General features: G+C 59.5%; 15 protein-coding genes. 3 read left to right on the top strand and 12 right to left on the bottom strand.

What is annotated here, in order from left to right:
- Nucleotides 1-75 precede the first annotated feature (75 nt).
- The 5 genes from L858_RS0107870 to L858_RS0107850 all read right to left on the bottom strand — a co-directional run bounded on the left by L858_RS0107870 (nt 76) and on the right by L858_RS0107850 (nt 4300).
- Nucleotides 76-1062 (bottom strand): GSU2403 family nucleotidyltransferase fold protein, encoded by a 987-nt coding sequence (locus tag L858_RS0107870; RefSeq protein ID WP_022682605.1) that lies wholly within the window; start codon nt 1060-1062, stop codon nt 76-78.
- Nucleotides 1063-1574: 512 nt separating this feature from the next.
- Entirely contained in the window at nt 1575-2117 is a 543-nt protein-coding gene (locus L858_RS0107865) for a hypothetical protein (protein WP_152639795.1), read from the bottom strand.
- Nucleotides 2114-2968 (bottom strand): FAD:protein FMN transferase, encoded by an 855-nt coding sequence (locus tag L858_RS20970; RefSeq protein WP_022682603.1) that lies wholly within the window; start codon nt 2966-2968, stop codon nt 2114-2116. The genes L858_RS0107865 and L858_RS20970 overlap by 4 nt, the downstream gene beginning before the upstream one ends.
- On the bottom strand, nt 2943-3476 hold the full coding sequence (locus L858_RS0107855) for an FMN-binding protein (protein ID WP_022682602.1): 534 nt from the start codon (nt 3474-3476) through the stop codon (nt 2943-2945). The genes L858_RS20970 and L858_RS0107855 overlap by 26 nt, the downstream gene beginning before the upstream one ends.
- A complete protein-coding gene (locus tag L858_RS0107850; RefSeq protein WP_193742853.1) occupies nt 3476-4300 on the bottom strand; it encodes a DUF6662 family protein in 825 nt (274 codons plus the stop codon). Before L858_RS0107850 ends, L858_RS0107855 begins: the two co-directional genes overlap by 1 nt.
- A gap of 228 nt (nt 4301-4528) precedes the next feature.
- Between L858_RS0107850 and L858_RS0107845 the strand changes: the two genes are divergently transcribed.
- On the top strand, nt 4529-5209 hold the full coding sequence (locus L858_RS0107845; protein WP_028055933.1) for a response regulator transcription factor: 681 nt from the start codon (nt 4529-4531) through the stop codon (nt 5207-5209).
- A 37-nt stretch (nt 5210-5246) separates the two neighbouring features.
- Nucleotides 5247-6596 carry a sensor histidine kinase gene (locus L858_RS0107840; protein ID WP_238564943.1) on the top strand — a complete coding sequence of 450 codons (1350 nt, stop codon included), beginning with the start codon at nt 5247-5249 and terminating at the stop codon, nt 6594-6596.
- 22 nt (nt 6597-6618) lie between these two features.
- Here the strand turns inward: L858_RS0107840 and L858_RS19865 are convergent, their stop codons facing one another.
- The gene (locus L858_RS19865) at nt 6619-6984 is read right to left on the bottom strand and encodes a hypothetical protein (RefSeq protein WP_022682598.1); all 366 of its coding nucleotides are present in this window, start codon (nt 6982-6984) and stop codon (nt 6619-6621) included.
- Between the two features lie 172 nt (nt 6985-7156).
- Nucleotides 7157-7561, bottom strand: a complete 405-nt coding sequence (locus tag L858_RS0107830) for a glycine zipper 2TM domain-containing protein (RefSeq protein WP_022682597.1) — start codon at nt 7559-7561, stop codon at nt 7157-7159.
- 235 nt (nt 7562-7796) lie between these two features.
- Between L858_RS0107830 and L858_RS0107820 the strand changes: the two genes are divergently transcribed.
- Nucleotides 7797-9863: a TonB-dependent receptor gene (locus L858_RS0107820; RefSeq protein ID WP_238564942.1), complete on the top strand. Its 2067-nt coding sequence runs from the start codon at nt 7797-7799 to the stop codon at nt 9861-9863.
- 333 nt (nt 9864-10196) lie between these two features.
- Here the strand turns inward: L858_RS0107820 and L858_RS0107815 are convergent, their stop codons facing one another.
- The 5 genes from L858_RS0107815 to L858_RS0107800 all read right to left on the bottom strand — a co-directional run bounded on the left by L858_RS0107815 (nt 10197) and on the right by L858_RS0107800 (nt 12607).
- Nucleotides 10197-10631, bottom strand: a complete 435-nt coding sequence (locus tag L858_RS0107815; RefSeq protein WP_022682595.1) for a DUF411 domain-containing protein — start codon at nt 10629-10631, stop codon at nt 10197-10199.
- A gap of 207 nt (nt 10632-10838) precedes the next feature.
- Nucleotides 10839-11048, bottom strand: a complete 210-nt coding sequence (locus L858_RS19860; protein WP_022682594.1) for a DUF2933 domain-containing protein — start codon at nt 11046-11048, stop codon at nt 10839-10841.
- Nucleotides 11049-11392: 344 nt separating this feature from the next.
- Entirely contained in the window at nt 11393-11812 is a 420-nt protein-coding gene (locus tag L858_RS21660; RefSeq protein ID WP_152639794.1) for a hypothetical protein, read from the bottom strand.
- Complete coding sequence (locus tag L858_RS21655; protein WP_152639793.1) at nt 11812-12141, bottom strand: hypothetical protein; 330 nt, start codon at nt 12139-12141, stop codon at nt 11812-11814. The genes L858_RS21660 and L858_RS21655 overlap by 1 nt, the downstream gene beginning before the upstream one ends.
- 46 nt (nt 12142-12187) lie before the next feature.
- On the bottom strand, nt 12188-12607 hold the full coding sequence (locus L858_RS0107800) for a hypothetical protein (protein ID WP_022682592.1): 420 nt from the start codon (nt 12605-12607) through the stop codon (nt 12188-12190).
- Nucleotides 12608-12895: the final 288 nt, after the last annotated feature.

Raw genomic sequence — 12895 nt, 5'->3', positions numbered from 1 at the left:
TCTCACCCAGATCGTCGCGCTATAGGGCGGTACCCTCAAGGGAAAGTTCGAACGGGCCGCATATGGCACGAGTGCCTATCGCGCTGGCTTCTGAGCGTTCCAATGGTCAAAATGCGGCTTCAGTTCGTCAGGTAGCTGACCATAAAACGCGGTGTCGAGCGGATAATGCGGCATGGTTTGCCAGACGGCGTTGAGTATCGCGATGCCCTGCTTGCGGTCCTTCGGTTTTTTCTGCGGGTTGCGCCCTGGTTTCTTTGCCATCCAAAGTTTTTGAAGAGCAAACCATCGTGGATCAGGGACCACCAGTCGCGCCGCTTCGCCGTCGCGCACGCCGACCACTCGATCGATCGGGCGACCGTTGAGAAGCCATTCCTGCTCGGCGAGAGGAACGGGGCGAGGCTTATCACGCGCAATCTGCCCGCCAATCCGACTGGGAGCCGACAGGACCTCAATTTCATAAGCTTTGGCATTGCGCGCCTGGAACGGTCGTTCGGCATTGACCGAATAGGTCATATCGACCTCCTTGAGGACCTTCCACAATGTCGGCCGGTCTTCATCGGCTTCGATCGCGGTCAGAGCCATATCGAAATCGAAAGTGGTGTCGGGGGCATCGCGTATGAAACCATTTGCCTCCAGCGCGTAGGCGACCAGCGCATTGGTTCCCACGACCATCGCCTGTTCACCTAAAAAGCGCATGCGATCCGCTTCGCGCAGAATCTTGCCCGCTTCCACCGGAAGCATAGGAAGACGCAGCGCACGGTAGAGGCTCCCTTGTTCTTTGAGGGTGGCCTTGCTCTGCGCAAGACGGTCCTTCAGTTCAGCCTTTTCAGCCTTATATTGGTCGAACCGTAGCTGTTTTCCGGGGTCGAGCAATCCCCTGCTTTTCATATTCCCGAGCCGGTCGGTCACTTCGTAGAGATATTCCCGCCCGGAGACCTCCTTGATCCGCATGTTATAAGGCATGTCATTGAGCGTACGCAGGGCCTCCATCCAGACCTGATAAGCCTGCTCGAGATTGACGATCACCCGTGCCTGTTCGTCAGAGAAGGATTGAATCGTCATGGATTTACCCTGCAAATTCTAGATTGTCTGCATATGCGGGGTAAATATAGATATTGCAACGTTTACCCAGCGATCTTCGAATGTTGCCATATGCAGGGTAAATTCGATTCTCGGTTAATTCGCTGCGCCGCCTGTCGGATCAGGAAACGCTCGGTGGTGGGGTAGGAGGCGTCGCCTTGCGACCGCCGCCAGCTCACCCCATGCCGATGACGTTTCTCTTGGGCTATCGGGCAGCTTCGCGGTTCTTCAAGCGCCAAAAGGCACTCCTGTCTGTGAACTGCAAGCCGCCCATCACGCGGTAGCCTGAGCGTTCGTAAATTTGCCCGGCGGCTACGCGCCACTCCCGGTCGTTCCCGCCTTGAAATGACGAGCCTGAAACCTGCCGCTCGTTCCGGCCCGATACAAGTGCCGGCATGGCAAGCAGGCCGCATTATTCCAACCGCATTGGCTCGCTGAATCTATCCACGCAGGACGGGCAAACGCTCCAAAGGCGGTGTTCCCCGGATCTGTCGTTACTCAGCCGCCTGCAATTCCGGCTGGAGGGCCGGATCATTTGCATGGGCCTCCCATTTATGAAGAGGAGGCTTTTTGACGGATTTTCTGGCCTTGGGAGATCGCGAGCCCAGCCAGACATGGCTGCTGATTGTGGCGATGCTGGTGAGGCCGCCGATCCAGTGAATGGTGCTGGCCCAGCCACGGATGATGTCATCGGGAATATAATAGAGCCCATAGCCGGTCAGCGCCATGAACAGCACGATCGCGGCCGTGGCATAGCCGCTCTTCCGGCTTCGCTTGCCCAAAAGGCCAAGACGCACATGGACCGGGAGCATCGCGCCGATCGACACCAGGAAAGCAAAGCAGGCAAATCCATGAATCATCAGCACCTTGGCTTGCCAGGGGCTGTGCTCAGGGCCGAACTCTCCCTCGATGCGGACGAAATATTCGAAGACCAGCCAGCAGATCCCGGCGGTCGCGAGTAGTGTGAAGCTCGTGTAAAGAGCCCGTTTTTGCCACATCGGAAGGCGGGTGGAAAATTGGGGTGCGCGCCTGCTCATGGTGCCGGATGCCTCGAATCATAGGGGATGATGCGCCCGTCGCGGAATATGCGAAGGGCCGTTGCGTCAGCCTGACGCAGGCAATGGCGAGCATGGGGACTGTCCGCCATAAGGATCTTTGTCAACGCGTCGGCGTCCATTGCGGAACTTGCCTCAACGCTGATCGATGCCAGCATGGGTGAAGCGCCCGCCAGATGCTTCGAACCGATAGCTGTGGCTTCACCATGGTCGGCGCTTGTGGCCAGGGCGGCATTGAGCAGCTCAACCGTGCCCAGCGGCAACCGCGATCCGGGAGCGGCAATGGTGATGCTCCAGGGCGACGAACCAAAGGCCCTGATGTCGCCTCCTGCATTGACGAGCCCGCAAGAGGCGCCCGCTGTGCGCATCGCGATGACCGCACGGTCCACGGCAAAGCCCTTGGCGATGCCTCCCAGATCAAGGCGAAGGGGACGCGCCAGACGCACGGATCGCTCGTCCAGCTCGACATCGCGCCAGTTCGCGTGGTGGTCGGCCGATGGCAGGCTGTCGTCTTGCGGCAGCAATCCGCGCGCTGCCATGAGCCTGCCCAGCGTCGGATCGAAGGAGCCTGCGCTTTCCTTTGCCCAGAACAGGGCCCGGTCGAGTACCGTCGCGGTCAGCGCGCTTATGGCAACCGGCTGTCGGTGAGCGAGCCGACTGATGGCGGCAAGTTCGCTGCTGTCATCATGCGCGCTCAGCAACTGTTGTACTTCAGCGATTGCCGCGAAACCTGCGGCAATCGCGTCCATGCAGGGCGCGCTGATCTCGACATAGGTCCCGAGCAGCGGCCGACAGCGCCGGACAAGCTTATCCCTGATGGGCAAGGACAACATTATAGGTCGCCAACAGACGCTTCACTCCGTCCGTGACATGCCGGCAGGAAAGCGTCGCTCCCGAGATATTCTTGATGTCCTTGTCGAGTTGCAGCGTGGCGCCATTGCGCTTGCCGGCGAACTGGGCGCGCCATTTGGGATTGCGGATCTGATCGCCATAGCTTTCCCGATAGTCCATGATCTCGACCGAACGCACGGCGCCCGAAGCGTCGAGCGCGACGGCGAAGGTGATATATTCATGCTTGCCGACCACCTGATCGACGATCAGCCAGCCACCGCGGGCGGACCGCCAGGCCTTCAGCTGGCGGTTGAGCGGTGATACGCCGCTGGCCTTACGGATCGCGACAACGTCCGTGTTGCTCAGCGTGCGGAACGCGGGCGTCAGCGTCTCGCCGGGGAACATCAGGGCCTGCGCCTGCTCGACGGTGAGATAGGTGGCCGCATGGGCCGGCGGCGCGACCAGCGCCACCGGAACCAGCGCCAGCAAAGATGCGCGGGGTGCCGACATCAAAACACCCTCCCGACCTTCAGGCGGATGCCATCCCACCTTGTATGTTCGTCGCCATAGATGCGGCCATTGACGATATTGTCGCGCTGCTCGTCATTATAGCCCTTGGCATGGATCTGGTAGAGCGCGGAGAGGGTGAAGAACCATTTCTGGTTCGCATAATGGATGTTCGGGCCTACGAAATGGGCCGTATGCTCCTGGCTGCCATGGCCGAGCGTGTAGCCGACAAATTCATTATGGTTGCGATATTCGAGGCCAAAGGACCAGTTCGGGCGGAAGCGGTAGGAAGCGCCCGCATCGAATTCCAGCTGGGTCGCCTTTTCGGTTTCCCCGTCCTGATGCTCACGCTCGAACTCGACAAAGGCGTTGGCGGCGAGCACCAGACGGTCATCGAGGAAATTCTTCTGCGCGATCACCTTCAATTCGATCGCTCGTTCGTGCGGGCCGATCTCCGGCTCGACATAGAAGGCGAGGCCGAAGGGCTTCTTATAGGGGCTCATCACCCGCCAGATCATCTCGGCCGATACGGTGTCGAAGCGGAACCGATTGTAAGGGCGCGCCGGATCATGGGCGGGCGGAATGTCCAGACCCTCGGTGGTTCCGGCGACGCTGTTCCGGTTCGCGGAGATGTAGCTGCTGTTCAGATAACCGGCGATCTGGAAATTGTCGGTGATGCCATGCTCGACCTCGGTGCGCAGCTTGACGTCATGGAAATGGCCATTGGCCTGTCCCTCGCGCAGGGTGACCCACTGTTCGATCTCGGTCTTGCCCTTGGGCATGACATCGGTCGTGTAAACATAGCCGAAGAGTGGTTCACCAGCCATGGCCGGGCCTGAAAAAGCCATGGCCCCGACCAAGGCAGCGGCACTTCCTATCCTCTTTCCCATCATATGCGACCCCTTTGATGCAAATGCTAACAGTTCTCATTTGCGCCGCTAACGCTTTGCTATAGAGTCGGTCCATCACGGAATGGCAACATTGGGAAATTGTATAGAAATGGTAATCCATGCGTCATCCCGATGGGGACATCCGTGCGGCGTCGGGGGCAGGCCATGAAAATGCTGCTGGTGGAGGATGATCGGCAACAACGCGACTATGTGGCGCGGGGCCTGCGGGAAATGGGGCATCAGGTTGCATGTTTCGGCGACGGGACGGAGGCGATCAGCGTGGTTCTGACGGGCGGTTTCGATGTGCTGATCTTCGACAGGATGCTACCCAGCCTGGACGGTCTTACCCTGTTGCGCATGATACGGTCACAGGGATGCCAGACGCCCACGCTACTGCTGACGGCCATGTCGGCCATCGAGGATCGAGTTGACGGGCTGGAGGCGGGAGCGGACGATTACCTCGTCAAACCCTTTGCCTTTGTGGAACTGGTCGCGCGCCTCAACGCGCTGGGCCGGCGTTCCCCATCCTGCGAAACCGTGACGATGCTGGAGGCGGGCGGCATCAGCATGAACCTGCTGCGCCGCGAGGTGCGCCGGGGCAACCGGACCATCGACCTTCAACCTCGCGAATATAGCCTGTTGGAGCAGTTGCTCCGCAACGCCGATCGGGTCGTGACGCGGACGATGCTGCTCGACCGAGTCTGGAATTTCGGCTTCGATCCGAAGACCAACATCGTCGAGACGCATATGAGCAGGCTGAGAGCCAAGCTCAACGAAGGTTTCGGCAATGATGCGATCCGAACCATTCGCGGCGCCGGCTATATGATCGACAGCAGTGCCTCCTAGGTTCATGCCCCGATCCATCAGGGGATTGTCATTGAGTGTGGCACTGGCGTCTGGGTTGATAGTCACACTGCTGGGTCTCGCCACCTACGTCTTCGTGCATGAGGAGATCGAACGCCAGATCAACCAGCGGATCAGGATCGAGGCCGATGTCCTGCTTGCCCATCACCGGCAGCACGGCTTTGCCGCGCTGGTCGATCTGGTCAATACCCTCGATCATCGTCCCGGGCCGGAAGATGAAAGCTATCTGGAGGGGGCCGACAGCAGGGGGCGAGATATGGGCTATATCGTGACCGATGCCTCCGGACGGCGCAGAGCGGGATCGCTGAAAGCCAGCGTGCCGCGGTCTGGATGGAGCGAGTTCGTTCCCTTTCGCGCTGCCGATGGGACGTCCGCCATGGCCCAGGCCATCAACACCCCGCTGCCCGGCGGCGGGCGCCTCGTTGTCGCGGCCGACCGGGCGATAGTCGATCAGATGGACCTTCAACTGCTTGCGCTGTTTCTTTGCGCCTTTGCACTGATATTGGCGGTGGGCACCGCAGCTGTGGTCGGCTTGGGCCGGCTTGTCGGGGCGCGTCTTTCGACCATGGAGGATTCGGCGGAAGCGATCATGGCCGGAGATCTGTCGCGCCGCATGCCCCACAATGGATCGGGCGAGGAATTTGATCGGCTGGCCATGATCCTGAACAGCATGCTCGATCGCATCCAGTCGCTGATGGATAATCTGAGGCAGGTGTCTTGTGACATAGCCCATGATCTGCGGACGCCGCTCAGCCGCCTGCGCGGGCGGTTGGAAGAGGTGGAGCGAACAGCCGCAGAGCCGTTGCAGCAGGAACGACTCATCCTGGCCATCAGGGAAGCCGATGATCTGCTCAATCTCTTCTCATCCATCCTTGCCATATCCGAGATTGAAGGCCGGTCGGTTCGCAGCCGCTTTCAGGCGGTGGATCTGGCCGAAACGATCAGGGAAATAGCGGAGGCATTTCGCCCGGCCTTCGATCAGGCAGGCAAGTCGCTCATGCTGGAGATTGCCCCGGCGACTATTCTCGGAGATCGGCAACTCATCCAGCGATGTCTAGCCAATCTACTGGACAATGTGCTGGCTCACACTTCGCCCGGCACGGCAGCGACGATTGCGATGGAAAAACGCGATAAAGGGATCGCGCTGCTCATCACCGACAATGGACCGGGCATTCCCGATGAGGATCGCGAACGGGTTTTTCGCCGCTTTGCGCGGCTTGACCGAAGCCGATCAACATCGGGCTACGGCCTAGGTCTCAATATGGTGGCGGCCATTGCCGTCGCCCACGATGCGCATGTCCGGATTCTGCCCACGGCTGCTGGCATGACCGTCGAAATCGTCTTTCCAGCCGGAGAGCGCAGAGCCTGAGATTTATCCGTTTAACTGTCTATCAATCGTCGTCGTCATCATCATGGTGGTGACGCCAATGCCGGTCATAATCGCGATACCCGCGATAGCCGCGTCTGTCATAATAACGCGGGTAGCCATCATAATAGTAATAATATGACCGATAATGAGGCCGATAATATCTCTCTCGGTAATAATAATCGTCGTCATAATAATGGCGCGACCGATCGGAAGCTATGGCCGCACCAATCGCGAGGCCGACAATCCCTGCGCTCAAGGCAACCGCCGTGTCATCGTCATAGTGACGGGAATAATAGCGATGATGGTCGCGCGCCTCGGCGGGCGTCGCGCTGATCGGCATGGACGCCGCTAGCACCAGGCCCAAGGCTGCATTGCGGAGGATTTTCATCTCCAGCCTCCTACTCCTTGCTCAGTCTACTTTCCGCGGAAGGGATCGTTTGTCATTCAAGCACAGGCGCGCTGAACTCGATCTGAACCCTGCCTGTGTTGCGGGGACGTGGATGGCCTGCGGCCCCACGCCCCCATATCCTCCCGCCACTGGAGGAAAATGCCGATATTATTCAGCAGCCGGAGTTCCGGTCGACCTCTCGGCCCAGCAATGCGCCCGCGCCCGCGCCGATGATGGTTCCCGGCGCGCGATCGCCATAACGATCGACCGAACGGCCCAGCAGCGCACCGGCCGCGCCACCGATCAACAAGCCCGTCGTCCCGCTGCCGCCACAGCGACGGCGCCGATCATCGCGATAATAGCGCCGTGGTTCGGAATAGCGCGGGCGACGATAGTCCCGTTCCTCATAATAGCTGCGGCGGTAACGGGGACGATCATCGTCGTCATCGTCGTCGCCTTCCTCATGATATTCTTCACGATACCAGCTGCGCCCGCCATCGTGGGCATGGGCCAGAGAAGGCAATCCGGCCAGCATCGAAGCGGCCAAGGATAGTGCCAACAGGGGCTTGCGTATCATTTTTATCTCCTCCTCAGACGACCCTTCGTCTCCACGGGAGAGGTTATTGCTGCAGATGTCTGGCGCGTTTCTGAACAGCAAAGTCAGCCATTGTTCAGCAAGACAGCTTGTTGACAGCTCGCAGGGTCGCAATTATGCGACCGCCTCGCAATATCATCTTTATCGCAAATTGTATCAGCAGGGGTTCTGAATGGTTCGGGAGAGGTCCATATTTCCGCGATTTTTGGCGGGTCGCTTGCATGCTGCCGTGGCGCTTGGCGCGGTGGCTCTGTCCTCGCAGGCCCATGCCGATGAAGCGGAGCGATCCGACATCATCGTCACGGCAGACCGCCTTGATTATACGCCGAAACAGGTCAGCGCGGTGAAGATCGACGCGCCGCTGAAGGATATTCCCCAGACCGTCGATGTCGTGACGGAAGCGGTCATGCGCGACCAGCGCGCCCTCTCCATGCAGGATGTGCTCAAGAATGTCCCCGGCGTCGGCTTCTCGCATGGCGATGGTCAGCGCGACCAGGTATCGATCCGTGGCTTTTCCGCCATCGCCGACCAGTTCGTGGACGGGCTGCGCGATGACGCGCTCTATTTCCGCGACCTTTCGAATATCGAGCGAGTGGAGGTCATCAAGGGGCCCGCGTCGGTCCTATTCGGCCGGGGGTCTTCGGGCGGCCTCATCAACCGTGTGACCAAGAAGCCGGGCGTCAATCTGGGCGAGATCGGCATCAGCTATGGCAGCTGGGACGACCGTCGCGCCGAAGCCGACATCGGCATCGCGCCCGAAGGCAGCATCGCAGCCTTTCGCCTGACCGGCGCCATCGAGCGCGCCGATGGTTTCCGCAGCCAGCAGTTCCTGCGCCGCGAGACGATTGCGCCGTCGGTATCGCTCAAGCTCAGCGATCGGACGCAATTGCTGGTCCAGGGCGACTATCTGCGCGACCGGCGCGTGACAGACTTCGGTATCCCCGCTTTTCAGGGGCGCCCGGTCGATGTGCCACGCTCCACTTATTATGGTTCGGCCAACGCACGGAAGGATGATTACAGCCAGTCGAAAGTCTATTCGGGCACGGTCACGCTGACCCACCGGATCGATGACGATACCAGTATCCGCAATGCCTTGCGCTATTATGACTATCGGCTCGACCGGCAGAACACGCTGGTCGGCTCGGTCAACGAGGTAGCGCGGACCGCGTCGCTCAACCGCTCGGCCCTGGATCGCAACGAACATGGCTGGTTCGATCAGTTGGAACTGATGCGTAAGGTGCGCTTCGCCGGCATGGAGCATCAACTGCTCTTCGGTGTCGAGGTCGGGCGGCAGATCAAGGATGTCGCGACCTATTCTCGCAACGGCATCGCGACCGTCGATCTGTTCAACCCGGTCCTGCCTGTCATCACGACCAACGGCAGCCTGACTGCCGACAATCGCGGCACCTTCGATACGCTGGGCTATTATGTGCAGGATCTGGTGTCGATCGGCGAACATCTGAAGGCGCTGGTCGGCGCACGCTATGACCGGTTCAAGCAGGCCACGGACGATCATCTGCCCGGCCGTTCCGACCTGTCCCGCACCGACACCAAGGGCAGCCCGCGCGCTGGTCTCGTCTGGCAGCCGACGGAGAGCCAGTCCTACTATGTCTCCTGGAGCCGTTCCTTTCAGCCGTCGGGCGAAGCCTTCTCCATTGCGGCCAACAATGCCGACATCGCGCCGGAAAAGACCGAGAACAAGGAAGCGGGCGCCAAGTTCAATTTCCTCGACGGCCGGATCGTAACCACCATTTCGGCGTTCAATCTGCGCCGTTCGGGGATCAAGGCTGCCAATCCTGCCGCTCCGACCGTGCTCATCCCTATCGGTGTACAGCGCACGCGCGGCATCGAACTGTCGGGCACGGTCAATCTGGAAAATGGCTGGCGGGCGATCCTGGGCTATGCCTATCTGGATGCCAAGATCGCGGACTCGGCCAATGCGGCGCTGATCGGCAAGCGCGCCACCATTACGCCACGCCATGCCGCCAATGCGTGGATTGCCAAGGATTTCAGTGACAGCTTCGGCCTGGGCGCGGGCGGCAACTATGTCAGCAACCGTTTCGCTGATCCGGCCAACACCGTGACGCTGCCGAGCTATTTCACGGCGGATGCGATGGCATGGTATCGGCTGGGTCCGATCACCGCGCAGGTCAACGTGACCAATATCTTCGATAAACATTATATTGTGTCGGGCCATGGCACGAGCGCCAACCTCAACCTGCCCGGTGCGCCACGTGCCGCCATGCTGACGCTGCGCTATAATTTCATGGGCGGGAGGGATTAGGCTCTCGGCGGCATTTCCGAAAAATAGGGCCGGCCATCTGGCCGGCCCAGTGAAGAAACTTGGAGATGCCAAGCCTCTCGGGTCGCACTCACCATTTCCTCCAACATGTCCAATTCGGATTGGATGAACTGGACATTAACTCTCATTTTCGAGCGGGCGCTGGCGGTGCTGCTGCTCGTCCTTTTGCATCCTGTCGTACCGACATGGACTATCTCGCCTGGTACGGGCAGCCATGCAGATGTTTTTTGTCTATGTGGGAGCGCCTTGGCGGAGATCGCTGGCTCACGACCATATCTGTCGTAGCTAAGCCTCGCGACAGCTCACTCTCCGGTTTCAATGGCGCGCGAAGACCCTCGTGCCGCCCGCGCCAAAGGCGGTGACGACATAGTGTTGGGGGGGCTGGCCCGGCACTTCCATTCCGGGAGAGCCAAGGGGCATTCCGGAGACAGCAAGACCGGACACACCCCTGGGGCGCTGAGCAAGGACGCGCTTCATGTCTGTGATCGGAACATGGCCTTCGAACACCATGCCGTCGATCACGGCGGTGTGGCAGGACACGAGCGTTGTCGGAACCCCACGCGCCTTCTGAAAAGCGCCTCTCGCCTGATCGTCGATCATGGTTACGCGGCGGCCGAACTGGGCCTGGACCTGCGCAGCCCATTTCTCGCAGCAGCCGCAGCCCGGATCGCGATGCACGATGATCGGCGTGGCCGCGCTGGCTGCGGTCGAAAGCAGCATCACTGTCGCTGCAATCAGCTGACGTTTCATAGTTCGAACTTTCCTTGCCTGATTCTCCATACGCGCATGATCACGCGACCCCTCAATCTGACACTTTTACGGGTTTGAATTTCTGACGAAACCTTTGGATATGGCCGTTGAAATCTGAACATCACTGGCACTTCGTCGCAGCGAGGGGCCAGACCGGCATCATCGACAATTGTGTAACCGCGCCAGTCATTAGGATATAGTGGATAGTCAGGGCTTGGGTGTCCCTCCATCACCATGGTTATTATGATGCCCGTGGCCGTGGTGCATGAAGAGATGCATTGCGGGGCAGGCCAGAAAGAGAAGATAGGGAGCCAGTCCAAAAATATGTCCCGAATGCTCGCGCGCCGCGTAGGACAGCAGTCCGGCCAGAACGGCAACCGCGAACATGACCGCCATATTGCTGGTTTTTGACATCATATCGCCTCTTGCACCAGCAAACAGCGTGAATCACATCAGCGCTGCAAAGGGAACGCGCATGAAATTATCTTCGCGCACGACAACCGACAGATTGGCGAAAAGGCGCAGCCAAGCGTCGCGGAATGCAAGGATGCGTGCATGTCTGCAAAGGCCGCGAAGCTGGCAGTAGCGCTAGTTATACCTTTCCGCACGAACCAGCGCGAGGCGATTGCCCTCTTGTGGCGAGCCATCGGCAATGAACTTGATGTCGGAAACCAGTACTGCAGTGTTTCGGAGATCATCCCATCGACTTTGCTCCTCCACGCCTGGGATCCGCCTTGCGACAGATCAAGAATGGCGCAAGGTTATTTTTCCCCAGATCTCGTGGTCTGGCGGTCGATGATCGGTTTCTCCCCTTTTTCCTTATAGATCGACATCGACCGGGATCGAACCTGTCCGTCGTTGCGTACATGCGTGTTCGTCATGGAACGGGCCCGTTCGTCTTCATCCCGTGCCGTCGCTACGGAGCGTTGACGCGCCATGTTATCGTTGAATTTAGCCCGGGAATCCGTCGTTGCGGTGCCGCCATCTGCCGCCGTCGCGTTGCCGCCACCCGATACGCCGACACTATTCGGATCAGTGTTGCCGGAGCCGTAAGTTCCTGCCGAAACATCCCCCGTGGAAGGCGTCGAGGACTGCGAGCCGGCCGTCGTAGTCTGCGACGATGCAGCGGTCGCGCTGACAAGAAGTGACGCTCCGATCAAAAATGCTGAAAATGGTTTCATTATTCTTTCCTTTCCGGCCGTTCGTCGATCATTATCCGGCATCCTTCCGGGCCATTTGTCACCTGCACAGAGCGGCGATTGCCGTCTGCTTCGGTTGAAGTGCTGGCAGAGGATGATGCTGCGGAATGACCGCCCGATGAAGAGGAGGCGTAGACATGCGAAGATGCGCGCTCGCCTGATGATAAGCTGCTGGCGGAGGCGCCCTGCCCAACCTCGCGGACGGTTGAGGTTTCGACATGACCATCAGCGAAGATATGGGTCTGAAGACAGGTTTCTCGCCCCGGTTGGATGCTTGAAGCAGCAGCGACTATCATAATGATTGGTGCCATGATGGCCTCTCTTGGGGAGGAGACCTCTCCTCCCCGACAATCAATATCAGCGGGAAGGGTTGACGGAGTCCGCCGTTGAATCGCCGTAAACCTCGCCCGTCGAACCGTTGCGGTCGGTCGATCCATAGGCGTCGATCGAAGTGGAGGTGCTTTGCGATCCGGTGCCGCTGGCGGAACCACCTGCCGATACGCCGCCGGTTGCTCGGTTGCGGTCGGTATAAATGGTTCCAGAGCCATAGGTCGACGCCGAGTTTGACGTGGCGGAACCACGGCGGTCTTCATGTTTATGGCGCCTTTTCTCCTGCTTGTCGCTAACGCGATCATTTGTTCCGGCGGTGGTCCCGCCGGCCACCGATCCGTCGCGCGTCGAAGCAGCGGTGCCGCCGCCGGCCGTCGTCTGTGCAATGGCGCTCGTTCCGAGCATGCCGGCAGCAGCCAGCGATGCGATGATAACTCCATGTCGCATGATCGTCTCTCCTATAGTCGTTGAACGTTTCCAAGTGCATTGCACATGGTGGGGACCTAACAGCGGTGAGACCAAAGAAGTTCAACGCCTTATCGCGCGTAGTGCATCGGTCTGACTTTTCTAAATCCAGGATGAACGGGTGCTATGGCGCAGTTCGCGTGCGCTTCGCTTGAGGACAGGGAAACGGAGTGCCGGACAGAAAAGGTCCGCACATGACAGCTCATCGGCACTCGGGCGTAGGAACAAGGGGTTGAAACGGATCGTTTAGCGCGCTGCAACGAATGGAGG

Origin of the sequence: Sphingobium bisphenolivorans, from assembly GCF_000412635.1 — a bacterium.
Classification (GTDB): Bacteria; Pseudomonadota; Alphaproteobacteria; order Sphingomonadales; family Sphingomonadaceae; genus Sphingobium; species Sphingobium bisphenolivorans.
This window is presented reverse-complemented; position numbering and strand designations above follow the sequence as displayed.